Genomic DNA, 24,006 nt, shown 5'->3' with positions numbered 1-24,006 from the left:
AAACACAATACGGAACAGTGTATGAGCCATCTTGCCGAAACAATTCAGATTCGTAATACCATGTTTAAAAATCGCATCATTAAAGGCGCGATGAGTGAGGCGCTTGCCAACACGGCAGGGCAGCCGAATAGCCTGCATTTAGGTCTATATGAAGCATGGGCAAAAGGTGGTTTGGGCTGTGCCATCACTGGCAACGTAATGGTCGATTTACGTGCCAAAAATGAACCGGGTGTTGTGGGAATTGAATCAGACCGAGATATAGAAAAGCTCAAACAGTGGGCAGAAGTTGGTAAACGTTATGGCATGGTGCAATTGGTACAGTTGTCACATCCTGGGCGGCAATGTCCGAAAGGTTTGAATAAAGAAACGGTTGCACCTTCGGCTGTGCCTTTTAGTCCAAGTTTAGCTTTGAGTTTTGGTACACCACGTGAACTACATGAAGATGAAATCCTCGATATTATTCAGCGTTTTGCCAAAGCTGCACAGATTTGTGAGCAAGCGGGCTTTGAAGGGATTCAACTGCATGGTGCGCATGGCTATTTGATCAGCCAGTTTTTATCGCCACTGACCAATAAACGCCAAGACCAATGGGGCGGCAATATTGAAAACCGTATGCGCTTTTTGATGCAAATTTATCAAGCGGTACGTGCAGCGACCTCAGACAATTTTATTGTATCAGTCAAACTAAACTCTGCAGATTTTCAACGTGGCGGCATCACTGAAGAAGAAGTGATTAGCGTGTTTAAAGCCATGGATGAAGCAGGTATAGATATGATTGAAATTTCAGGTGGTACTTATGAAGCACCCGCGATGGCAGGCTCTAAAGCTGATAAACGTAAACCAAGTACCATTGCCCGTGAAGCCTATTTTTTATCTTTTGCGGAATTGATTCGCAGTCAGGTGAAATGCCACTTAATGGTGACAGGTGGTTTTAGAACGGTAGTTGCCATGAATGCTGCTTTGGACAGTGGTGCATGTGACTTTATTGGGATCGCCCGACCATTTGCGGTAGAAACCGATTTAGCCAACCGTTTGTTGGCGGGTCAAGATGTACGTTACGGGGTCGATAAAATTAAAACTGGTATCCCGATGATTGATAAAATGGCAATTATGGAAATTATTTGGTATGCCGCGCAGTTCAAAGCAATTGCACAAGGCAAGCGTCCAAACCCGAAACTCTCGCCTTTAAAAGTCTTTTTCAAATATTTAAAAGGCAATTTAACTGCGGTGATTAAAGGACAGGTCAACTCACGTAAATCGGCTTAATATCTATAATACATTGAACAAAAACAGGGCATATAAAAGGCCCTGTTTTTAATGAACTATCTTTTTTTAAGAATAAGTCATGGCTTGAGTCTGAAAAGGGAAGAGTAGCTGGGAAAGCTGACGCGTTGCCCACAAGCCCAATTCCTGATGATGCATATGCGGTGCCACATAAGGAATCAATAAAGCTATTTTTTGTTCGGCAGCAACACAGCGATTCAGACGGCTTTTCAGCTGATGGATCTGTTGCTGGTCAATACGGTTCAATACGGGTTCCATATGGTTATGTACTTGAAATCTGCTACGTGATGACAGACGAGCAGCCAAAGTCTCACCTTGAATCCAGTCTTTAATAATTTGTTTTTCAGTCGCATTAAATACACCAAACATTTTGCCATCTGGATCATCAATCATTTTCCAGAAACGGCTTTGTTGAACAGGAGCATTTTTTTCAATCCAGCCTTTTTCAATCATCACTTTCAGGAAGTCCGCAATCTGTCCCGGATCGGATAACCATTCATTAATGGTCTTGCCACTAAACTGGCATTTTTGGTTATGAATATATTGTCCAATGAGTGCTTTGTTCTGGAACACTTTCAAAGCCAGTTTTTCGGTATCCAGTTGTTTGATGATCTGGGTAGAACTTTTACCAATGTTATTCAGCATATACCCTTTTTTAATCAAATCCAGATAGTGGGCAGGATCTTCAGCGAGTGCATAATGATCAAAATATGCTTGCAGCGATTTTTGTGCATGACCGTTGTGAGCATTATCAATGGTAATGTGCACATTGAAATAATGTGGATCAATACCGAGTTCAGATAACTCATAATTGGTAATTAACAGATGTAAGGGCAGCTGCTCATAACCGAGATTAAAACCAATGACTAACGGCAAATATTCAGGTGGTGCATAGGCCAATGCCAGTTGAACGGCTGCTTGTTCATAATAACTGGCATCCAGCTGCTCGGCATAGCTGTTTAACTCATAATGATTCAGCAAGTCCTGATACATAGTAACATGATTGGCACGAGTATGACCCATGCCCAGTTCTTCTAGATAGATATAAATCAGATCTTTAGTTTCCGGCCGATTCAAGTTTTGCACAGTTGAATAAAGCCATGAGCCGTCTACCAGTTTTACAGGTGAAACTTTGGCAATAAACTCAAATGCATGTGATACAGTCGGGAAATACTCACGTCCTTGCTGCTTTTTACGCCGTTCTAAATATGATTGGAAATTTGCGCAGGTTTGGTGGTGCTGTTCAATAAAATGTTGCTCTACATGTCTGGGTTGATCCAACCATTCCAACCCAGCCACATCAACCTGCTGGATTAAATCTCTTAAATAGTTCTCAGCCTGTTCGGTCTTTACTGCCGTCGAAATCTGTTGATCTTGAAAGAAGTTGACCCAATCTTTAAAGTTATTGAATTGATGATTATGATTTTTAATAGATGTTCCAGGCGAACTTAACTTTGTACTGACGAACATAATCTGATCCCTGAAGATATATTATGCTTTCTACCTTAACGGCATGCTGATACCACGGGTGTTGATTTTTTGTTCGGATTTATAGTGCGATTGCTGTAAATGAATATGAATGGATAACGAGTTGAAGGGAAATGTAAAAGAACAAGACTTTTGAATGAATTATTTATTAACAAATAATATTGCAATCAAAGAAATTTGATCAAACGTTAAAAACAGGAATGAGGGAATAAGCAAAAAACAAGCAATAAAAAAGCCCAAGTCATCATGCTTGGGCTTTTTAATAAGAAGTTAATTAAATTAACTATCTCGAATATGGCGTCCCTACGGGGATTCGAACCCCGGTTACCGCCGTGAAAGGGCGATGTCCTAGGCCTCTAGACGATAGGGACAATGTAGAAGTGATATTTTAAACCAGAACTTTTGATCTAAAGTAATGGCGTCCCTACGGGGATTCGAACCCCGGTTACCGCCGTGAAAGGGCGATGTCCTAGGCCTCTAGACGATAGGGACTTAATAAAATATTACTTCTGAAATTGGCGTCCCTACGGGGATTCGAACCCCGGTTACCGCCGTGAAAGGGCGATGTCCTAGGCCTCTAGACGATAGGGACGTTTCAGAGGTGGGCGTATAATAGGGCGTATAAAGGGGGGTGTCAAACGCTTTTCGGCAATAATTCTGAAAAAAATGATCAACTGAATAAAATTAAAACTATTCTACTGTCGTAATATGTTTGAAGCGCTAAAAATGATGTTTTTTAAGCTATTGTTTAAATAGACGCCTATATTCGAGCAGGGTGATTCTCTTTGTATTTCGCTATTTGTTGTTACTTAACAAAATTCAGAAAAAAGGGCAATCCTAAGATTGCCCGCTATTGTTTTTAGATGCCCGCTAAAAAGTATTATGATTTTTTGTGATAAATCATGTAATAACTGAGATAGCACAACACAATAAAAATCATACAGCCAATAAAACCTGCCAGCATTTCAGGGTCAAACACCATACTTAAGCAAGTAATAAAACAGAACACAAAACCTAAAATAGGCACTATTGGAAATAGCGGTGCAGCAAAACCTAAGTCCTGCACGGTTTTACCTTGTTTATACCATTGGCGACGGAAGTTAAACTGGCTTAAACAAATGCTCATCCAGACCACGACCATGGTAAATGCAGCCACACCCAAGAGGTTTTTAAAGATGGTTTCAGGCGCAAATTGTTCAGACAATAAACCTGGCATTGCACCGAGCATGGTGACCATGACTGCAATATAAGGAATACCACGCGCATTCACCTTAGAAAAAATCTGTGGTAATTGCTTTTGGTGTGAGAGCGACCACATCATTCGTGAAGCTGCAAATAAACCTGAGTTCGCTGCAGAGAGTAACGCTGTGATAATCACAAAACGAATAATATCTTCCGCATAAGGAATACCAATCTGATTAAACACCGTTACAAAAGGACTGCTGCTTACACCTTCTGCAGCCAAACCTGCAGCCTGATGTGGTAGCAAGGCACTAATCACCACAATGGTACCTACAAAGAAAATCAACAGACGGAAAATTGCGGTATTGATTGCTTTAGGCACGTTTTTGGCAGGGTCTTTGGTTTCACCTGCGGCAACACCAATCAACTCTGTACCTGAAAAGGCGAAATTAACAATTAACATGGTGGCAAAAATAGGGAATAGCCCTTCAGGAAACCAACCTTGTGCGGTTAAATTGCTAAATAAAGGTGCAGAGGTATAACCTTGATAAGACACAGCACCTAAAATTGCCATTAAACCCAAAACGATAAAGGCAATGACAGTCACGACTTTGACCAAAGATAGCCAAAACTCAGATTCTGCAAACAAGCGCGTGGAAATCATATTCAAACCAAATACAACGCCACCAAAAATCAGTGTCCAAATCCACATGGAAATATGCGGGAACCATTCCTGCATTAGCAACGCAGCGGCGGTAAATTCTGTGCCTAAAGTGACCGACCACGTGAGCCAATATAACCAAGTGATGGTATAGCCCGTGCCAGGTCCAATATATTGTTTGGCGTATGCCCCAAATGAACCTGAAACAGGCATGTGTACGGCAAGCTCGCCCAAACACAGCATCACCATATAGGCAATTAAACCACCAAAAATATAAGCGATGATGGCGCCAACGGGGCCTGTTTGTGCAATGACTTCACCTGAGCCTAAAAATAGACCTGTGCCAATAGCACCGCCCAGTGAAATCATAACCAAATGTCGAGTGCTCATCGCACGTTTTAAAGGCATAGTATTGCCTTGATGCACAGCATCATTTTGATGATTCGATGACGGCATAAGTGATAGGAGAAAAAATGAAATGAAGCGAAGTATTGTAGAGAAAAACTACAAATCTGCAATCTTGAAATAATAAATTTGGATTAGAAATGATCGTATAGCACGATAAATGGCGTCCCTACGGGGATTCGAACCCCGGTTACCGCCGTGAAAGGGCGATGTCCTAGGCCTCTAGACGATAGGGACGTTGCGAGGTGATGCGTATATTATGAATTTTTAGCGACAGTGTCAAACCTGAATCTAAAAAAACTGCCGCACTATTTGTTATTTGCTTAAAAAATAATACATCTTTAAAAATAAATCAGTGCATGTAAATTTGAATACGGTGCATCATTTTAATGATCAGGGGTTTGATATTGCTTTTCAGTGGTTGTTGTTTGTGTGGCTGCGGGTTGAGTGCTTGGTTTAGGTTGAGCAGGCTCACGATTCACAATATAAAGATACAACGCAGAAGGCGCGAGAATGACCAAAACCAAGACAATTTTTTTCAACATGGCAGAATCAATAACACAAATTGGAATATTGCCATTATAACCAAAGCCAGCTCAAAAGACTGCATGCATAAAAGCTGATTCGTAGAAAAAATCATTTTGATGCTCAGTCTTGTGGTTGAAAAGCACGAATCAAAACCACAACACTAAAAAGAAAACAGGACGACAAACGCAGTCTGTCATCCTGTAAACATCTCAATGTTCGAGTACAAATCGTATTATTGATCTGTGTTGAGTAAGTTCTCTACCATGTGCGGCGCAAGTTTATTTAGAATAAAACAAAACAGCTCTGCAGTTTTTTGCGTATCGTATAAAGCTGAATGAGCTTCTTTGCCATCAAACTCAATACCTGCCTGAATGCATGATTTTGCCAGCACCGTTTGACCAAACATCACCGCACTTAAAGTCACTGTATCAAACACTGAAAAGCTGTGGAATGGGTTTTGGTTTTTCGTGCCTGTGCGGGCAATGGCTGCTTGTACAAAGCCTAAATCGAAATGCGCATTGTGACCGACCAAAATGGCATGGGTACAATTCTGTTGGCGACGCACTTCATTGACTGATTTGAAAATCCGTTTTAATGCGGTTTTTTCATCTTCAGCCATAGCCATACGCATAGGGTTGAAAGGATCAATCCCAATAAAGTCCAACGAACGACGGTCTAAATTTGCCCCTTCAAACGGGTTGATATGCGCATGATACGCTTCACCTGGTACAAATTTGCCATCCGCATCATAAATAATTGGAATGGCAGCAATTTCCAACAAAGCATCGGTTTGGGCATTAAAGCCTGCGGTTTCCACATCGACCACCACAGGCAAAAAACCACGAAAACGTTGCCCCATCACGGGCAAAGTTGTATCTGTCACACTTTTCTCCATTGAATGGTTTTACCCGCATATAACGGAATAATTTGTTCACCATCCAAGTAGTCTAAACTGGTTGGAATGATTTGCTCTTCTTTCACCAAAGTAATGGTGTTGGTATTACGCGGCAAACCATAAAAATCTGCACCAAAGAAGCTTGCAAAGCCTTCTAAGCGGTCAATACGTCCAACTTGATCAAAAGCTTGTGCATAAAGCTCAATTGCCGTAGGCGCACTATAGCAGCCTGCACAGCCACATGCATTTTCTTTGGCATTTTTTGAGTGCGGTGCGCTATCTGTCCCTAAGAAAAATTTAGGATTTCCGCTAGTTGCGACTTCTAATAAGGTTTGTTGATGGGTTTGACGCTTTAAAATAGGCAAACAATAGAAATGCGGTTTTACGCCACCTACTAACATATCATTACGGTTAAATAATAAATGTTGTGGGGTAATGGTTGCTGCGACATTACGGCCTTGTTCTAAAACAAATTGCGCTGCTTCAGAGGTCGTAATGTGTTCAAGCACCAATTTTAAGTTTGGAAATTGTTGTAATAATGGTGAAAGCACTTCATCTAAGAAACGTTTTTCACGGTCAAAAATATCGACATGATTGTGCGTGACTTCGCCGTGCAGTAATAATGGCACTTGTTGTTCTTCAAGTTGCTCAATCACCGCATATACTTTACGAATGTCGCTCACCCCATTGTCTGAATTGGTGGTCGCGCCAGCAGGGTAAAGTTTAATGGCATTCACATGCGCAGAGGCTTTAATTTTCTTGACTTCTTCGGGAGAGGTTTGATCGGTAAAATACAACACCATACGCGGATCAAAATTTACACCTTCAGGGACGTGTGCCATGATGCGTTCACGATACGCTTCCGCTTCTTCTACCGTTTTTACTGGTGGAACAAGGTTAGGCATACAAATTGCGCGTGAAAATTGCTTGGCAAGATCGGGAACAGTACGTTGTAGTGCTAAACCATCACGTAAATGAGCATGCCAGTCATCTGGCTGGATAAGAGTAATCGTATTCAAGGCGCTGCCAGTCTGAAAAATAAAACAGATGATAATCTATAAATGTTAAAATGGTAACGTCGAAAGCCATAAAAAATAGAAATGCCTGAATTAATTGTTTCGACATTGTGTTATTTTTAAACCACTAAAAAAATTATATTCAGGTTGTTACAGTTTTGCTGTGCAACAATCGTGATTAAATGGAATTTAAAGCATCCATGGAATACAAATATAAGTTAGCCAAGCTACAGTACGACAAAGAAAAAAATGAAGAGTTGATTAAACGTCAACGTAAACGTGCGGGGCAGGTTTTTCCGAAACAACTGGAAGTTGAGTTTTGGCAACAGCATCTTGAACAAGCTCGGCACAACATTAACCAATATTTTTGGTCGGGCGTACTCATCTACTTTATTATCACCGTGCTGATGATTACTGGGGATTATTGGATTATTGATCGTAATTTTTTTAAACACGATTTTATCCACTCTTTACTAGGCTTGGTCAATGGCGCGTTTTGCTTACTGACCCTGTTCTTTTTTGCCCATTATAAAATTTTGCGCCCGTATTATGCCTATGCCGCCATGGCTATGATTTTTTGGGCCATTGTGTCGATGACCTGGCTGACCATGACGGTGCATACCGAAGTGTTTAGACACCAAGCCATGATGATCATCAGCATGATTTATATTATGGGTTTTGTACTGACGGGGGTGAAGCCGTTTCACATGCTGCTGACTGGGTTAATGGCGGCTGTGGTTGCCATGATTATGCTATTAACCTTGTATATTCCAATTGATGTGATGGTGATGGGGCGGGTGTTGGTTGGCAGTACGGTAGTGGGTTTTTTAATCAGTAAAATGCTGTGTACCCGTGAGCGGATGATTTTTTTGGTCATGCACCAAGCCCGACTTAGTGAAAAAATTAACCGTATTCATGCTGAAGAATTGTTGCATTTAAGTCAGCATGACGCGCTGACTAAAGTATCCAACAGACGTACTTTTGATGAAATGCTGGACAGCTATTTCGAACAGGCACGGCATGATGAAGTGCCATTGTCTTTACTCTTTATCGATGTCGATTTTTTTAAAAAATATAACGATCATTATGGGCATCAAAAGGGAGATGAAGTCATTTCAGCGATTGCCAAATCCATTAAAGACTCAATTCGTCACATGGATTTTGTTGCGCGTTATGGTGGTGAAGAATTTGTGGTGTTATTGCCAGAAACCGATGCGCATGGTGCGTATGCTGTGGCTTCCAATATTTTTAAAGCGGTTGAGCGTTTAGCGATTCCACATAGTCAATCTTTGGTTGACAGTAATGTCACCATCAGTTTGGGCTTTACCGTCTATAAAGGTGAGGCGGACATTTTTAAAAGCGATTTCTTACAACGTGCAGACCAAGCCTTGTACCGTGCGAAACAGTTGGGACGTAATCAAATTTATTACCACACTTTGCAGGTGGAAGAAGTGCTGTAAATTTTTCTATTGCAGCTTTCATTTAGTATGAATTGTTTAGTCCTCATGTTTAAACAAACATAAAAAAGCCGCTCAATTTGAGCGGCTTTCGATTTCACAAAATCATCACCAAGTGATTATTTGTTTTTGTCTTTCAATTGTGGCACTGCAGAACCTGAACCAATCGACAATAAGCCAGAATTGGTATAAAGACCCAATTTAGCGCGTGTATCGGTAATGTCTAGGTTACGCATAGTTAACTGACCAATACGATCCATTGGCGTAAACATTGAATCACCTTTCTCCATAGTTAAACGCTCAGCTTCATAAGTGAGGTTCGGAGATTCAGTGTTCATAATGGTATAGTCATTACCACGACGTAATTCTAAAGTCACTGTACCAGTAATTGCTTTAGCCACCCAACGCTGCGCAGTTTCACGTAACATTAACGCTTGAGAATCGAACCAACGACCTTGATACAATAAACGACCTAAACGTAAACCGTTAATGCGGTATTGTTCAATAGTATCTTCGTTGTGAATACCCGTAACCAAACGCTCATAAGCAATGTGCAATAACGCCATGCCTGGTGCTTCATAAATACCGCGAGATTTTGCTTCAATAATACGGTTTTCGATTTGGTCAGACATCCCCAAACCATGACGACCACCAATACGGTTCGCTTCAAGAATCAACTCAACAGGGTTTTCAAAACGCTGACCGTTTAATGCAACTGGCATACCTTCTTCAAAGGTAACCGACACTTCTTCGGCTTTAACTTCAACGTCATCTTTCCAGAACGCCACGCCCATGATTGGATCAACGATTTTGATGCCAGCATCTAGGTACTCAAGGTCTTTCGCTTCGTGTGTTGCACCTAGCATGTTTGAGTCAGTTGAATAAGCTTTTTCTTTTGACATTTTATAGTCAAAACCATTGTCGATAAGGAATTGTGACATTTCCGCACGACCGCCTAATTCATCAATAAAGGTTTGGTCTAACCACGGCTTATAAATTTTAAGCGCAGGATTAGTCAATAAACCATAACGATAGAAACGCTCAATATCGTTACCTTTATAGGTTGAACCATCACCCCAGATGTTTACGTCATCTTCTTTCATGGCAGTCACTAGCATTGTACCTGTTACTGCACGACCAAGCGGGGTGGTGTTAAAGTAAGGCATACCGCCTGTGCTGATATGGAATGCACCACATTGAATGGCAGCAATACCTTCCAAAGCCAACTGCATACGGCAGTCAACCAAGACTGCTTTTACCGCACCGTATTCTTCGGCTTTCTTTGGAATGGCATCATAGTCATCTTCATCTGGCTGACCCAAGTTTGCGGTATACGCATATGGTTCAGCGCCTTTTTGCTTCATCCACAATAAAGCAGCTGAAGTATCTAGACCACCAGAAAAGGCGATACCGACTTTTTTGCCTACTGGTACATTCTGCAAGATAGTTGCATTATCAGTCATTGCTAGTCCTAACTTTTTTAAAATAGGCACCACATTTGGTGGCCAAGGAGAATTCTAAACTGCAAATTATAGCACTCTTTAAAATGCTTGTTTTCGTTAAAAAAGCGCATTTGATAAAAAAATCAGGTTCAGGCTTAAATTTTCATTTAGAAATGGCAAACTTGGTATAGATGTTGAAGATCAAAACCTGCAATTGGGATGGTGCAGAATAAAATCACTTTTACTTTTGGGCGGTTTTATATCAAGTTTATATCAAGAATAGTTAGGGTCTATTGCCAAGTTTCATAACGCAATCTGAGAAAGTTTTAGCCACATGAGCAAGAACAAAGCACTGCTTTGTTTGCTGCGCAAGGGGACAAGCATATTTTTTGCTGCTATTGCGTTATGAGTCAGTCATTTAGAATGACTAAATTTCCTGCCTCATGCCTTATATCAGCTAAAAAATAAGCGTCGTCGCAAACATAGAAGAAGTGTCAACAGACCCTATAAATTGACGTTTGCGCCATACAGTCGAACTTTAGAGTCATAAACAGTTTATAAAAATCGGTTAAAGTATTCATGCAACAAGTTGCAAAGCTCATCATATAAGGACTCATCATGACAACTCGCTATGCAAATATTCTAAAACCATTACATTTAGGATTTACCACCATTAAAAACCGTGTCGTGATGGGTTCAATGCACACGGGTTTGGAAGATCGTTTTTATAATTATCCAAAACTGGCTGCTTATTTTGGCGAACGTGCCAAAGGTGGCGTGGGTTTAATTATTACAGGTGGTATTTCACCTAACCGTCAAGGCTGGTTATTGCCTGCGGGCGGTACTATGAATACATTGGGCGATGTTGCACCACATCGATTAGTGACACATGCCGTACATAAGCATGGTGCGAAAATTTTAATGCAAATTCTGCATTCAGGACGCTATGGTTATCAACCATTTGTGGTGTCTGCAAGTCCGATTAAATCTCCAATTTCACCATTTAAACCACGTAAAATGAGTGAAAGACAAATTTTAAATACCATTGAAGATTATGCGAAAACAGCTAGTTTAGCCAAAATGGCAGGCTACGATGGTGTCGAAATTATGGGTTCGGAAGGCTATTTACTGAATCAGTTTTTAAGCCGTCATGTGAATCAGCGTGAAGACCAATGGGGCGGTACGATTGAAAACCGTATGCGTTTTGCTTTAGAAGTAGTCAAAGCCATTCGCGCCGAAGTGGGTGAAAAATTTATTATCTGCTTCCGCTTGTCGATGCTGGATTTAGTCCACGATGGCAATACCATGCACGAAGTGATTACCGTTGCCAAAGCCTTAGAGCATGCGGGTGTGAACTTGCTCAATACAGGGATTGGCTGGCATGAAGCGCGCATTCCAACCATCGTGACTTCTGTGCCACGCGCAGCTTTTGTTGATTACACCGCAGAAGTGAAAAAACACGTTGAGATTCCTGTAATTGCATCCAACCGTATTAATATGCCTGATACTGCAGAAGAAATATTGGCAGCGGGTAAAGCTGATATGATTCAAATGGCACGACCATTGTTGGCAGATGCGTTTTGGGTCAATAAAACTGCGACCAATCGTGTCAATGAAATTAACACCTGTATTGCCTGTAACCAAGCGTGTTTAGATCATACCTTTAAAAATCAGCGTGCGACTTGTTTGGTCAATCCGCGTGCAGCCTATGAAACTGAATTGGTCTATGAAAAAACCAAGCAACCGAAGCGTATTGCAGTTGTCGGTGGTGGTGTTGCGGGAATGTCTGCTGCTACAGTTGCTGCTAGTCGTGGGCACCATGTGACTTTATTTGAAGCCAGCAACGAAGTGGGCGGTCAATTCAACTTGGCAAAAGTCGTGCCGGGCAAAGAAGAATTTCACGAAACCATTCGCTACTTTAAAGTGCAAATTGAAAAAACTGGGGTCGATTTGCGTTTAAATACCAAAGTCAACCGCGAGCAGTTAGAACGTGAAGGTTTTGATGAAGTGGTCATTGCAACAGGTGTAGTACCACGTGCTTTAAAAATTGAAGGCAGCGATGCACCGCAAGTATTGTCTTATGCAGAAGTATTACGTGGTGCACCTGTTGGACAAAAAGTCGCTGTGATTGGTGCAGGCGGTATCGGTTTTGATGTGTCGGAGTTTTTACTGAAACCTGAACATCAGCCACAACCGCAGCCTTTGGCAGATTGGCAGCGTGAGTGGGGAGTCGATCCGAATCCTAACTATGTGACTGAAGGTGGTATGCTTGCTCCAGAAGTTCATCCCCCAGTCCGTGAAATTTATTTATTGCAACGTAAGACGACAGCTTTAGGTGCAGGTTTGGGTAAAACTTCAGGATGGGTACATCGTGCACAGTTGAAAAAACATGCGGTGCGTATGCTACGTGGTGTGCAATATAAAGCCATCAGCAATGAAGGCTTGTGGATTGAAATGGCAGGTCAAGACCAATTGTTACGTGTAGATAGCATTGTAGTCTGTGCAGGGCAGGAATCGGTTAAAGATTTAATGCCTGCGGCAGATGAAAATACTTTGGCTAACTATCATATTATTGGTGGGGCGAAGCTTGCTGCAGAGTTAGATGCAAAACGTGCGATTCGTGAAGGGGCTGAATTGGCTGCTAAACTTTAAAAAGTGAGGTGGCTATGCTGTTGTTTTGATGAACTTTAGCGCTGATTTGGTGAAACAATATTCACTTGAGTGCTTGAGTGGTATTTTTTACTTGTCATCAAATCAAAAGCTTCGTATCATGGCCCACATGGAAGCGTGGCAGAGCGGTTTAATGCACCGGTCTTGAAAACCGACGAGGGCGCGAGTCCTCCGTGAGTTCGAATCTCACCGCTTCCGCCAAATTTTTAAAAGACCCTTGATTTTCAAGGGTCTTTTTTATGTCTTGTTATTTCGCTTATGACCTATATCTGAAAAAGTTAAATATGATTAACTTGGTATAGAGGCTGAAAATTGAGTTGCTTTTGTTTTTACAACCCCTCAACTATCGCAATTGACCCTCTGCAATTAACTGTTCAGCCATTTCTTTGGTCTTTTTTAAACCAGGCATACGGTATTCAGTATGACCATAATCTTGGATTGATTTCCAGCGACCACCCCAAGTCAAACCTACCGATTCAGCCACCTCACCATACAGTTGATAGCCACGCATTGCCCAAGGATCACGTTCCGAAATAACAATTTTACCATTACGTTTAAAAGCAATATCGGCAGCTAAACCAAACTGATGATAACTCTGATAGCCTTTGGCGCGTGTAGTATTTGGATTAGTCGACAACATATTCTGACGACTTGGACTACGATAACCTTCAAGTAAGACCAGTTCATAACCGTGTTGTTCTCGCATAATTTTAAATACCTTCAGCAGACGTTGCTTATAGCGTGGGTTGATTTTGTCCCATTTACGATCCAGTAAAGCAGAATCTAAATGTGCATGGCTATGAAAAACGGGCGTTTCAATACGAGCAGCATCCACGCTGCCCTCGGCGGAATGTTGTGCTTGATAGCTTTGTTCAAGCTGAGTCGTTTCTATGATTGCATCTTGAATCAAAATAGCATCTTCTTCTGGGGGAGGACTGAGCATTTCTCCCTGAAGTAAGGCATAAATTTGTGGGTCAGTTTCTTTTAAATATTCAGCTTCAATTCGTGTGGAATGAATGGGTTGGGTAAAAGCAAAAGTCAGAACACTGGTCAATAAAATTAGCCCCGCAATTAAAATCCACCATTGCTGCACATACCAATGTGATTGTAGTTTGTTGGGTGAAGCAGCCTGATATAAATGATGAATAACGTGCAAAAAATTGATTATTTTAGTTTTACTTTGTGGTAATAAAGACCGTAAACGCTGCCTGCATGTATGCTGTATCTCATAAGACATGAGCAGCATTAATCCGAGTGCAATAGCAACAAAGCAGAAAAAAATCACAAAAATCATAGGTTATTGATCTTCATCTATAGCCAATGGTCTTTGTGTCACCGTAATTTTTAGTGTTGCTTCAGGCGTTGCTGTTTCAGCTTCTGATTGTGTCGATGTTGTGGATTTCGTTGTTGCTGGATTAATTTTCTCAACTTTCGTGATGCGCTTTACTGGATGCTGTGCGGCATTTTCAAAGGGAGCAACTTGCTGTGCAGGCGGCGTTGGAGCGCCGTTTGATGGTGTGTTGTTGGATGTCGGGCGCTCAAAGAATTTATTTAAATCCTTGTCCTTCGGCTGAATGAAATGATGATCTTCACTTAATAAAGAAGTTTCATGATCATCTGTTACAACCTCATCAACCCATGGAGCATGAACCGTGATTGATGGATGCATTTGTTTCTTTTCTGATTCATCTAATATTGGCGAGGTCTGTAGATTAGAGCCATTAAAGTTGTTCACCCATAATAAGAAAATCAGGGTAGAAACAATCAAACCTGCAATAAAACCGATCAGTACATAAAAGCGAGAAGCTAAGGTCTTTTTCTTATGTTGTAAGATGCGTAAAGAAGTCTTTTTTTCCTGTGCCATACATCATCCACTAGGGTAAATGAATTGTGATATGTGCTTCTTCTACAGGTATCGAAATCACATTTTGATAGGGACTTAAGGCATTCTGGCTCTGTTGAGAAAGCACGAATGTTAAGCCAGCGAAAGTCAGTACCGTAAACATGCAGAGGCAAATTAAAATCCAGAAAAAAGGTAATTCATGATGAATCAGATGTTTAATTTGATCTGGAATGGCAGCAAATGGAGAAAATGCCGCTTTTTTCCCTTTGAGATAATCAATTTCATCGCCAACACGGGCAACAAGATGATTTAAATTTTCCACCGATTCCAGTCGATATTTCCCTTGAAAACCCAGTAACAGGCAGTAATGCAATACTTCTAATGCTGCTAAATGTTCTTTACCGCGACTACGCAACTGTTCCAAAATTTCAAAAAAACGATAGCCTGCCAATTGCGAACCAAACAGACTCAATTGTAAAGGACTGATGAGCCATGTATTTTGCAAGTCAAAATAGGCATTATCTTGTTGTGTGGCAATGGTTTCATCCATCAGAGCGCAAAAGGCATATTTGGCGTTGTGAATATCATCGGCAGAAAATTGTAAGCGTTTTGCCTGTTGCTCAAAATGACTGAGTACATCCAGAATCTTTTCACGAAACTCACTCGGATGGGTAGGGATATAATGATTACGCAGCAGAAAAACTAAATAAAAGCCATCATGTAAGAGGTCAATTAAACTGGTGGTTTGAGCTGTTGGTAAGGACAGGTGAGATAAGTCTGAACCAATTTCTTCATCATCAAATAAAGAGGGCATGCCGATGGGTTGAGTCATAATTTTTCTCTTAATGATTAAGTACTGCAATCAGTTCGATGCTGATATCTTGGAAGCCTGCGGGCATATACACACAAATTGTTGTGGATTCCAGCATTGGTTGATAAAGCTCATGATGTGATTCAATTTCAAAATAACTGACCCCAGAACGTACTGGAATTGCACTTGGCACTTGGACTAAATGCTGCAATGGAACTGCGGGTAGTGCGGCAATTACACGTTGCTCTACATCAAAGGTACTGCCCACTTTAAAACGTAAAGGCACGACTTGAATTAATTCATGGGTTTGCATTGAGCTGCTAGAAACTGCAAGATACAGTCGCGTATCACGGTCAATCTTGTCAGATTCAAGGCTACCGACCCAATATGATGGGCGGGTTTCTTTCAGTGCAATGCTGAAGTAACGATTGGAAATAATTGTGTCGAGTAAATCTCTTAAGATGAGATCAAGCTGCTGAAAACTCTCTTGTAATTGGCAATGTCGGTATTGTGGAAGATGCTCCACACTATAAGCAGTTGAAAACGTCAGTAATGAGCCAGTTAGACGTAATAATTCTGAAAATAAGCGTTCTGGATGAATCTGTGGATAGTGTAATAGGTGGTTTAATTCGGCATAGGCTGTATTTAAGACATTGATTAGCCAAAAGGAAACAATATCTCCTGAACGGAACTCAATCAGTTTTTGTTCATTTTCACGATTATTGCCCTGAATGGTTTTTATCTTCGCCTTAATGATGTTTAGGCTACGTTTTAAGTGATTGATTAAGACTTCTGAAGCTGAAATATGCAAAAGTGGTGGAATAAATTGGTAATCTAGCTCAAAACTGCCTGAACTATGGCGTTTGAGTTTCGCAATCGGTAGGTATAGAAAACCATCCAGATTTTGACTGGGCTGAACATGCAACTCTAATAACTTAAATGCTGCGCGGCGATGTAAAAAATTGAGTTCAGCAGGGCTGGCATCGGTAAATAAATCATGGGTTTCCTGCAAAAAATTATGATAGCGACTCGGTATTGCCTGTGTTTCATCTGCTATATTTTTTTGCTTGGCCTGCAAAATCGGAAGAGTTAGATACAGCATCATCTCTGTGTTTAAATTCAGGTCATCCAATAACAACGGTGCAGGTAGCAAGTCTTGTGCAGGTGCATGGTAAATTTCACCATCTTGCCAAATCATTTGTACCTCTTGCAGTGCAAGAATATGTGTTGCAAGTTGTGCTTCATCAAATTTTAATTTTTGTATGCCATAGGCATGAGGAATCATGGCACGGATGGTGTGATTCAAACGCTGTTCATGGTAGCGATCTTGAACTTGAAAATGCTGAGGACGTAAAAATAAGCCTTCACCCCAAAGGATTTTTTCTGCTTTAAACATGGTGATTCACTTATTCTGATTGGTATTGATTGTTGGATTGAACGCCAAGCGTGTCTTGTAGCATGTTCAATGGATGTTCATCCTTAATCACCTGCGCTAGCCATTCATGCAAGGGCATTTGGCTCCACTTAATGGTTTTTTCCAGTAAATAGCTGACAGGACTATGCGGTTCATTTTTTTGAAAATATGCTGAAATTTCCTGCAGAACTTGCATGGCGTGTTCACGATTTTCTAGGTGTGACTGTTGCTGTGGTTGAAATGACAGCTGTTGTGCAGTAGACGATTGAATGCTGACTGGAGGTGAAATAGAGGGCGATAAAGCTGTCACTTCTGTAAGTGCAGTGACAGGGCTTTGTTCAAGTGATGCTACTTTATAAATTTTCTTCAGACTAAGATGAATGCTATTGAAGCTTGAATCAATTGCAGCAAAACTTGGCGCATCTAAACCCAGCACATGATCTAGCACCTGCTTTAAGGTCGTCCAGTGCTGTAAAATCTCTGTAAAATATTGATAGTTTTGGCGCTGAATGTCTGGATTTAGCTCCAATACGGCTTGTTCTAAATGAGCCAATTCCGCGGAATGATCCACGCTGCTATCATCGCCTTGCTTACGAAGCATGTTTTCCTGATAAAGAAAATTGTCATAGTCGAGTAGGCAATAAAAAGGCGCCTGATTGACCAAGGGAACTTTTTTAATCAAGACGGGCAATTGATTGATCTGTCCTTGTAATAGTCCAATTCGTTGGTCTAAATCTTCATCTTCAATTTCAGGATGGAGCGTTATCCAATATTGCGCGATGAGGCGATGGCTGAGTTCCAGACTTTTACTGATCCCTTCAAAACCAGATAAGTTCGCCCATGCTTCAGCAAGCCAAGTCAGCAAACGAATATCTTTAGTCTTCGTTTGCAGTAAATGTATTACTGTATTTGCAACAAAGTCCCAATCTGCCTGTTTGGGGGCAATGACCCAATCCCCTTGTTCCAGTAAAGTATCATCTTGAGTTCTAGCGAGTTTGATTGCATGAAATTCATTTGAAAAACAATAATCTTCGCCACAAGGCAATTGTGCTTGAATAGGTGCAAGTAAAGATAAAATATCCATATAGCTAAATTAACTCAATTTTAAAGTTTTAAACCGCAGCTTGAGGTTCTGGATTGGAGGCTTGTTTGGTTGTTGGTTCTGCTGGATCTAGTTGATAGTGAATTTCATCATTGACGACATGCATCAAAATCAACTTCGGTAGGCGCTGTTCTGCCAAAGCAACTAAAATATGCGTGGCTAAAGTAGGTAGAATGGTAGCGTTCAAGATGTGGTCGACATTGCGTGCGCCACTATCTACTTCAGTACAACGCTGCAAAATTAATTCAATCACATCATCAGAATATTGAACCTGTATTGCATACTGTTGTTCGATACGCGTAATAATTTTTTCGAGTTTGTGCTGAATAATACGAACCAAAAGATCATCGTGCAGCGGAAAATAAGGTACGATGCGCATTCGCCCAATAAATGCAGGTTTAAATTGTTGAGATAGACTTGTTTTTAAATGCTCAATTAACTTTTCTGCAGTAGGCCAATTTTCTACAGGTTGATTTAAACAGGCTTGCATAATTGCACTCGAACCTGTATTTGAGGTCAGTAAAATCGTGGTGTTTTTAAAGTCAATGCTGCGACCTTCACCATCTTCCAGCATGCCTTTATCAAAGACTTGATAAAATAATTCTTGAACATCGGGATGCGCTTTTTCAATTTCATCCAATAACACGACACTATAAGGGTTGCGGCGCACGGCTTCGGTTAAGACACCGCCTTGCCCATAACCGACATAACCCGGTGGCGCGCCTTTTAAGGTAGAAACGGTATGTGCTTCCTGATATTCAGACATATTAATAGTGATGAGATGTTGCTCACCGCCATAGAGTTCATGGGCGAGGGCGAGCGCTGTTTCAGTTTTACCGACACCGCTTGGACCAATTAATAAGAAAACACCTTGAGGCTTTTGTGGGTCTTCTAATTTTGCTTTGGCAGTTTGAATCCCATGCACCAATTGAGTTAAGGCATACTCCTGTCCCATCACACGTTGGCTCAGTTTGACCTTTAACTTTAGAATTTTCTGGATTTCATCATTGAGCATTTCGCCAACAGGAATACCCGTCCAATCAGAAATAATTTCATGGATGATCTGTGCATTAACACGTTCAAAAACTAGAGGATTTTGACCTTGTAATTCAGCTAAATGGATTCTTAATTGCGTAACTTTATCCAGAACATCTGAGGCGTTTTGCGTATTGAGCTGCTGAATCTGCTGAACCAAATTCAACTCTTGTTGCCACCGTTTTTCAGTATCGGCAATTTCTTGTTCTAGCTGAACGAGCTGTTGTTTGAGTTGTGATAATCGTTCCTGATAAATCGGGAGTTGTTGATGTTCTTGCGTGATAAGCTGCTGTTCTAATTGTAGATTGTGTAACTGTGCTTTGAGGTGATCCAAAACAACAGGTTGTGCATTTTGGGTTAAAGCCACTCGTGCCGCAGCAGTATCTAAAACACTAATGGCTTTGTCTGGAAGTTGACGACCACTGATGTAGCGATTAGATGCTTGTACTGCGCTGATAATGGCTTGATCATCAATTTGTAAATTAAAATGTGTTTGCATGACTGGAATCATGGCACGTAGCATGTCAATTGCGACAGCTTCTGTAGGTTCAGCAACTTTGAGAACTTGAAACCGACGGCTAAGCGCAGCATCTTTTTCAAAATATTGCTTATATTCGCTCCAAGTTGTTGCGGCAATCGTTCTTAATTCTCCGCGTGCTAAGGCAGGTTTCAGTAAATTTGCGGCATCATTTTGTCCTGCTTGACCACCTGCCCCAATTAAAGTATGTGCTTCGTCAATAAATAAAATAATCGGATGAGAGGAAGATTGAACTTCTTGAATCACTTGCTTTAGGCGACTTTCAAACTCACCTTTGACACTGGCACCAGCCTGTAACAGACCTAAATCTAAGGCATGCAGATGCACATTTTTTAAGGCATCAGGTACCAAACCTTGGGCAATTTTTAATGCCAAACCTTCTACAACAGCTGTTTTTCCAACACCTGGCTCACCTGTCAAAATTGGGTTGTTTTGACGACGTCGCATTAAGATGTCAAGCAGCAAACGGATTTCAAACTCACGCCCAATGACAGGATCAATCTCACCATTTTGTGCCTTTTGGGTCAGGTCGATGGTGTATTGATCCAATGCAGGGGTTTTGGGTGCTAATGTTTTTGCTTGAAGTTGATTCGTGTTTTCTGCACATGATGTTTGATTTGTTTGGCTAAAATTTTCACAGCTTTCAGCACAAATTTCTAGAAACTTATGTTTCATGGTATCAATGGGAAATGCTTCAAATAAAGTTGAGGCACGGATTGCCACTTGATATAAATCGGCAGAAGTTAATAAGGCAATGATTAAATGACCACTGCGAATAATCGGCTGTTGATCTGCAGCAGCGAGTAACCAAGCTTGTTCTAATAAAAGAATAATTGATTTTGTGAAAATAGGTGTACGTGTATTTCCTTTAGACAGTGTTGTAAGGCTGTTATTTAAATCATCAATAAATTTGGATTTTGATATTTTATATTTAGCAAATAATATAGAAAGATCAGTTTTGGATTGTTCCTTTAATAATTCACATAAAAGATGTTCAATCTCGACTTCATAATGACTTTGACTTATGCAAAAGTTTACAGATTTTTCTAATGCTGTTTTAGTCGGTTGCGAAAGTTTTGTAATGAGTGTTTTTAGGTTGTTCATTATCTGGCTCTAACTTTATCGTAAGAAAATTTTTAGTTTTAAATGAATCTAATCGTTCTATTTTTATTTAAATTATTGAAAATAATATATTTTACTTTTATTTTTGCGACAAAAACGATTGCTTTCCTGTCTTGGGACACCGCATCATATTTAAATCAAAAAATAAAATCAAACTAAATTTTAATATTTTTAAATGTTGTAATTCACTCACAACAAAATATATTGGAATACTTAACTGAATTTTCACATATGACTTGACTTATCTATTCATGTTCTAGTTAAATGCGCTCGCTAAATTATTTTATAACTATATTTGAACTGGAAATAATCAAAATAAAAGTTAATTTTGACTCCAGTTGAATTACAAAAATTAAGAGAAACTCATTTTAATAAAAATGATTAGAAATTAGTTCAAATAACAAATAAATAAGAGGTTGTCTTGAAAAGAATCGTTATTTTTATCACAATTTTGTCTGGTTTTACTTTCAATCAGCATGTGGTTGCAAATACATCAGAAGTGAAGCTTAAAAAGAAATGTATCCAACAATATCCGTGGATGGAAGGGGAGTCAGACCTTGCTTTGCGTGGTATTTATGCGCAGATTTGTGACAAGAAAAATCGTCAAAATAAAAATAATTTACTCATTCAAGCCGCACAGCAACATCAGCAGCTTGGACAGAATTTTAAAGCATTGCAGTTGATCAGTCATTTGCACGAGCAAGATATTCAAAGTACTGCATTGACGGATGTGCAATTTATGGCAAGTACGCAAATGGCATCTTCAGCGATTGAGCAAATGCGTCGTAATGAAGTTCGCTATTTAAGTGAAGAACAGACTTATCCAGCAGCAAAAAACTTGGTCGATGCAATTGAACAAGCAAAGCCTGCACCTGTTTTAGCGGTAAAAGAGGCTTCTAGTTACGTCAAGAAATCGTCAAAAAAATCACTGCAACCTAAACCTAAACCTAAAAAGCAAATATCTAAAGTGACTGCAAAATCACCAAAAAAAGAAAAAACCGTAACAACTCAACCTGTAAAAATGGTTCAACTTGCTGTTGCACCAAGTAGTACAAATCCATTTGCGACTTTAAAAAAATAACCAAAGGAATCACTCATGGCTAAAAAAGAAAGCGTGCAGAAGAAACTGCAACGCATACGTCCACCGCGTGTTCAGCTGACTTATGATGTTGAGGTTGGTGATGGTATTGCATCTAAAGAATTACCGTTTGTGGTTGGAGTAATGGGGGATTTTTCAGCGGCATCCGAAGTAGAAAAGACCAAATTAAAAGACAAAAAATTCATTAATGTCGATTTAGATAATATTGATGAAGTGATGCAATCTTTAGCACCGCGTGCGGCTTTTCAAGTGGAAAATACCTTGACTGCGGAAGGTGGAAAACTATCCGTTGATCTCATTTTTAACTCGATGGAAGACTTTCGTCCAGAACAGGTCGTACAACAAGTGGATCCGCTGCGTAAGTTGCTAGAAGCGCGTGAGCGTTTAACGGATTTGCGTAATAAAATTTCTAATAGCGAACGTTTAGAAGATTTACTGGATGAAGTGCTGAACAATACCGATCAAATTCGTCAATTGAGTGCAGAGGCTGAACGTGAATAATTTACAAACAGCAGTTGCATCAAATCAGCAAGTAGAATCGGTAGGTTTATTGGATTCAATTATTGAGCAAAGCCGTATTGCGCGTAATGCGGATGAGCAGATTCGTGCCAAAAGTTTGATTGGTGAGTTGGCAAAAGAAGTCATGGCGGGAACAATTACTATTTCTGAGAATATGACGCTGTCTATTGATCAGCGTATTGCCGAAATTGATGCATTAATTTCCAGTCAGCTCAGCCAGATTATGCAGCATGCGCAGTTTCAAAAAATTGAATCAACTTGGCGGGGGCTTTACTATTTTTGCCAAGAAACACCCTCGAATAGCATGATCAAAATTCGTATGTTAAATACGACAAAAAAAGAATTGGTCAAAGATTTTCAGGGGGCAACTGATTTTGACCAAAGCACTTTGTTTAAAAAGATTTATGAAGAAGAATATGGCTCGTTTGGTGGAGCGCCTTATGCGGCACTGATTGGCGATTTTGAGTTTGATCGTACCCCGTCAGATATGTATTTATTGGAACAAATTTCGCAATTGGCTGCAGCGGCACACGCACCTTTTGTATCGGCTGCAAGTCCGAGCATGTTAGGACTTGAATCATTCACGGATATTGACCGCCCGCGTGATGTTTCAAAAATCTTTGAAACGGCTGAATATGTGCAATGGCGTTCATTTCGAGAGAGTGAAGATTCACGCTATGTTGCATTAATTATGCCGCATGTGTTGGGTCGCCTGCCTTACCATCCCAAAGATGGCACAGCCACAGAAGGCTTTAATTTTATAGAACATGTGTCTGGCGAAAAGCATGATGATTATTTATGGATGAATGCTGCTTATGCTTTTGGCACGCGCTTAACCAATGCTTTTGATATGCATGGTTGGTGTGCTGCGATTCGTGGGGTTGAAGGTGGTGGTTTGGTAGAAGGCTTACCTGTACACACCTTTAAAACCTCAGATGGTGAAGTGGTATTTAAATGCCCGACTGAAATTGCCATTACAGATCGCCGTGAAAAAGAACTCAGCGATCTAGGTTTTATTCCTTTGGTTCATTGTAAAAATACCGATTATGCAGCATTTTTTGGTGCGCAATCTGCACAGAAACCTAAAAAATATGACAATGATACAGCCAATGCGAACTCTGCATTGTCGAGTCAAATTCAATACATCATGGCGGTGTCACGTATCGCACATTATTTAAAAGCCATGATGCGCGACAAAGTCGGAAGTTTTGCATCTGCAGGCAATGTGGAGGCCTTTTTAAATGAATGGCTTTCGCAGTATGTCTTGCTTGATGATGGTGCATCTCAAGAAGCAAAAGCGCAATATCCGCTTCGAGAGGCATCTGTAAAAGTTGTAGAAGATCCAGCTCAACCGGGTCATTACAAGTCTGTGGTGTTTTTAAGACCACATTTCCAGCTAGACGAGTTGTCTGTTTCTTTACGACTCGTGACTGAATTACCTCAGTCCTCACATTAAGAGCCTAATCATAACTTTAAATATAAAAATAGAGGTCAA

At 40.5% G+C, this 24,006-nt stretch carries 18 protein-coding genes and 5 tRNA genes; 7 read left to right on the top strand and 16 right to left on the bottom strand.

Annotated features, from left to right (window positions below; translation table 11 throughout):
- Positions 1 to 21: 21 nt before the first annotated feature.
- Positions 22 to 1,266: an NADH:flavin oxidoreductase/NADH oxidase family protein gene (locus FTT91_RS01495; protein ID WP_004972669.1), complete on the top strand. Its 1,245-nt coding sequence runs from the start codon at positions 22 to 24 to the stop codon at positions 1,264 to 1,266.
- A gap of 66 nt (positions 1,267 to 1,332) precedes the next feature.
- Here FTT91_RS01495 and FTT91_RS01490 read toward each other — a convergent pair whose 3' ends face one another.
- The 9 genes from FTT91_RS01490 to pyrC form a co-directional block, all read right to left on the bottom strand.
- Positions 1,333 to 2,754, bottom strand: coding sequence for an iron-containing redox enzyme family protein (locus tag FTT91_RS01490; RefSeq protein ID WP_180168842.1), 1,422 nt, complete (start codon positions 2,752 to 2,754; stop codon positions 1,333 to 1,335).
- Between the two features lie 313 nt (positions 2,755 to 3,067).
- A tRNA-Glu gene (locus FTT91_RS01485) sits at positions 3,068 to 3,143 on the bottom strand.
- Between the two features lie 45 nt (positions 3,144 to 3,188).
- Positions 3,189 to 3,264: transfer RNA gene (locus FTT91_RS01480), tRNA-Glu, on the bottom strand.
- A gap of 24 nt (positions 3,265 to 3,288) precedes the next feature.
- Positions 3,289 to 3,364, bottom strand: a tRNA-Glu gene (locus FTT91_RS01475).
- Between the two features lie 288 nt (positions 3,365 to 3,652).
- Positions 3,653 to 5,071, bottom strand: a complete 1,419-nt coding sequence (locus FTT91_RS01470) for an amino acid permease (RefSeq protein ID WP_026438458.1) — start codon at positions 5,069 to 5,071, stop codon at positions 3,653 to 3,655.
- Positions 5,072 to 5,181: 110 nt separating this feature from the next.
- Positions 5,182 to 5,257 (bottom strand) — tRNA-Glu (locus FTT91_RS01465).
- A 149-nt stretch (positions 5,258 to 5,406) separates the two neighbouring features.
- Positions 5,407 to 5,565: a hypothetical protein gene (locus tag FTT91_RS01460; protein WP_004972674.1), complete on the bottom strand. Its 159-nt coding sequence runs from the start codon at positions 5,563 to 5,565 to the stop codon at positions 5,407 to 5,409.
- A gap of 215 nt (positions 5,566 to 5,780) precedes the next feature.
- A complete protein-coding gene (rnt, locus tag FTT91_RS01455) occupies positions 5,781 to 6,443 on the bottom strand; it encodes a ribonuclease T (protein ID WP_096902181.1) in 663 nt (220 codons plus the stop codon).
- On the bottom strand, positions 6,428 to 7,462 hold the full coding sequence (gene pyrC / locus FTT91_RS01450; protein WP_004972678.1) for a dihydroorotase: 1,035 nt from the start codon (positions 7,460 to 7,462) through the stop codon (positions 6,428 to 6,430). Before pyrC ends, rnt begins: the two co-directional genes overlap by 16 nt.
- A gap of 197 nt (positions 7,463 to 7,659) precedes the next feature.
- Between pyrC and FTT91_RS01445 the strand changes: the two genes are divergently transcribed.
- A complete protein-coding gene (locus tag FTT91_RS01445) occupies positions 7,660 to 8,919 on the top strand; it encodes a GGDEF domain-containing protein (RefSeq protein WP_096902183.1) in 1,260 nt (419 codons plus the stop codon).
- 116 nt (positions 8,920 to 9,035) lie between these two features.
- Here the strand turns inward: FTT91_RS01445 and argG are convergent, their stop codons facing one another.
- A complete protein-coding gene (gene argG, locus FTT91_RS01440; RefSeq protein ID WP_179994760.1) occupies positions 9,036 to 10,379 on the bottom strand; it encodes an argininosuccinate synthase in 1,344 nt (447 codons plus the stop codon).
- Positions 10,380 to 10,976: 597 nt separating this feature from the next.
- Here argG and FTT91_RS01435 point away from each other — a divergent pair.
- Together FTT91_RS01435 and FTT91_RS01430 are read left to right on the top strand one after the other, a co-directional pair.
- On the top strand, positions 10,977 to 13,010 hold the full coding sequence (locus FTT91_RS01435) for an NADPH-dependent 2,4-dienoyl-CoA reductase (protein WP_004972684.1): 2,034 nt from the start codon (positions 10,977 to 10,979) through the stop codon (positions 13,008 to 13,010).
- A gap of 129 nt (positions 13,011 to 13,139) precedes the next feature.
- Positions 13,140 to 13,229: transfer RNA gene (locus tag FTT91_RS01430), tRNA-Ser, on the top strand.
- Between the two features lie 142 nt (positions 13,230 to 13,371).
- Here FTT91_RS01430 and FTT91_RS01425 read toward each other — a convergent pair.
- The 6 genes from FTT91_RS01425 to tssH are packed head-to-tail and all read right to left on the bottom strand — an operon-like array spanning position 13,372 to position 20,875.
- Positions 13,372 to 14,322: a M15 family metallopeptidase gene (locus FTT91_RS01425; RefSeq protein WP_180168841.1), complete on the bottom strand. Its 951-nt coding sequence runs from the start codon at positions 14,320 to 14,322 to the stop codon at positions 13,372 to 13,374.
- Positions 14,323 to 14,325: 3 nt separating this feature from the next.
- Complete coding sequence (locus FTT91_RS01420) at positions 14,326 to 14,892, bottom strand: hypothetical protein (RefSeq protein WP_180168840.1); 567 nt, start codon at positions 14,890 to 14,892, stop codon at positions 14,326 to 14,328.
- Positions 14,893 to 14,902: 10 nt separating this feature from the next.
- Positions 14,903 to 15,703, bottom strand: a complete 801-nt coding sequence (icmH, locus tag FTT91_RS01415; protein ID WP_180168839.1) for a type IVB secretion system protein IcmH/DotU — start codon at positions 15,701 to 15,703, stop codon at positions 14,903 to 14,905.
- 10 nt (positions 15,704 to 15,713) lie between these two features.
- Positions 15,714 to 17,078 carry a type VI secretion system baseplate subunit TssK gene (tssK, locus tag FTT91_RS01410; RefSeq protein WP_136144160.1) on the bottom strand — a complete coding sequence of 455 codons (1,365 nt, stop codon included), beginning with the start codon at positions 17,076 to 17,078 and terminating at the stop codon, positions 15,714 to 15,716.
- A 10-nt stretch (positions 17,079 to 17,088) separates the two neighbouring features.
- Positions 17,089 to 18,180, bottom strand: coding sequence for a type VI secretion system protein TssA (gene tssA, locus FTT91_RS01405; protein ID WP_136144159.1), 1,092 nt, complete (start codon positions 18,178 to 18,180; stop codon positions 17,089 to 17,091).
- Between the two features lie 28 nt (positions 18,181 to 18,208).
- The gene (gene tssH, locus FTT91_RS01400; protein ID WP_218948408.1) at positions 18,209 to 20,875 is read right to left on the bottom strand and encodes a type VI secretion system ATPase TssH; all 2,667 of its coding nucleotides are present in this window, start codon (positions 20,873 to 20,875) and stop codon (positions 18,209 to 18,211) included.
- A 439-nt stretch (positions 20,876 to 21,314) separates the two neighbouring features.
- On the opposite strand from tssH, the gene FTT91_RS01395 reads away from it, so the two are divergent.
- From FTT91_RS01395 to tssC, 3 genes are read left to right on the top strand one after another with little or no spacing between them, the layout of a single operon-like run.
- Positions 21,315 to 21,974, top strand: a complete 660-nt coding sequence (locus FTT91_RS01395) for a hypothetical protein (protein WP_136144010.1) — start codon at positions 21,315 to 21,317, stop codon at positions 21,972 to 21,974.
- Between the two features lie 15 nt (positions 21,975 to 21,989).
- A complete protein-coding gene (tssB, locus tag FTT91_RS01390; protein ID WP_004972705.1) occupies positions 21,990 to 22,493 on the top strand; it encodes a type VI secretion system contractile sheath small subunit in 504 nt (167 codons plus the stop codon).
- On the top strand, positions 22,486 to 23,967 hold the full coding sequence (gene tssC / locus FTT91_RS01385; RefSeq protein WP_180168838.1) for a type VI secretion system contractile sheath large subunit: 1,482 nt from the start codon (positions 22,486 to 22,488) through the stop codon (positions 23,965 to 23,967). Before tssB ends, tssC begins: the two co-directional genes overlap by 8 nt.
- The last annotated feature ends 39 nt before the right edge of the window (positions 23,968 to 24,006 follow it).

Origin of the sequence: Acinetobacter sp. YH12021 (assembly GCF_013420145.1) — a bacterium.
GTDB classification, from domain to species: domain Bacteria; phylum Pseudomonadota; class Gammaproteobacteria; order Pseudomonadales; family Moraxellaceae; genus Acinetobacter; species Acinetobacter towneri.
Note: the sequence above shows the minus strand (reverse complement) of the source record. Positions and strands in the feature narration are given on the sequence as shown.

Bases quoted from the DNA above. Each gene is read 5' to 3' on its own strand.
- FTT91_RS01445 (WP_096902183.1), top strand. From the start codon at position 7,660: ATGGAATACAAATATAAGTTAGCCAAGCTACAGTACGACAAAGAAAAA.
- FTT91_RS01490 (WP_180168842.1), bottom strand. From the start codon at position 2,754: ATGTTCGTCAGTACAAAGTTAAGTTCGCCTGGAACATCTATTAAAAAT.
- tssH (WP_218948408.1), bottom strand. From the start codon at position 20,875: ATGAACAACCTAAAAACACTCATTACAAAACTTTCGCAACCGACTAAA.
- rnt (WP_096902181.1), bottom strand. From the start codon at position 6,443: ATGGAGAAAAGTGTGACAGATACAACTTTGCCCGTGATGGGGCAACGT.
- FTT91_RS01460 (WP_004972674.1), bottom strand. From the start codon at position 5,565: ATGTTGAAAAAAATTGTCTTGGTTTTGGTCATTCTCGCGCCTTCTGCG.
- argG (WP_179994760.1), bottom strand. From the start codon at position 10,379: ATGACTGATAATGCAACTATCTTGCAGAATGTACCAGTAGGCAAAAAA.
- FTT91_RS01420 (WP_180168840.1), bottom strand. From the start codon at position 14,892: ATGGCACAGGAAAAAAAGACTTCTTTACGCATCTTACAACATAAGAAA.
- icmH (WP_180168839.1), bottom strand. From the start codon at position 15,703: ATGACTCAACCCATCGGCATGCCCTCTTTATTTGATGATGAAGAAATT.
- tssK (WP_136144160.1), bottom strand. From the start codon at position 17,078: ATGTTTAAAGCAGAAAAAATCCTTTGGGGTGAAGGCTTATTTTTACGT.
- FTT91_RS01435 (WP_004972684.1), top strand. From the start codon at position 10,977: ATGACAACTCGCTATGCAAATATTCTAAAACCATTACATTTAGGATTT.
- FTT91_RS01470 (WP_026438458.1), bottom strand. From the start codon at position 5,071: ATGCCGTCATCGAATCATCAAAATGATGCTGTGCATCAAGGCAATACT.
- tssB (WP_004972705.1), top strand. From the start codon at position 21,990: ATGGCTAAAAAAGAAAGCGTGCAGAAGAAACTGCAACGCATACGTCCA.
- tssA (WP_136144159.1), bottom strand. From the start codon at position 18,180: ATGGATATTTTATCTTTACTTGCACCTATTCAAGCACAATTGCCTTGT.
- FTT91_RS01425 (WP_180168841.1), bottom strand. From the start codon at position 14,322: ATGATTTTTGTGATTTTTTTCTGCTTTGTTGCTATTGCACTCGGATTA.
- FTT91_RS01495 (WP_004972669.1), top strand. From the start codon at position 22: ATGAGCCATCTTGCCGAAACAATTCAGATTCGTAATACCATGTTTAAA.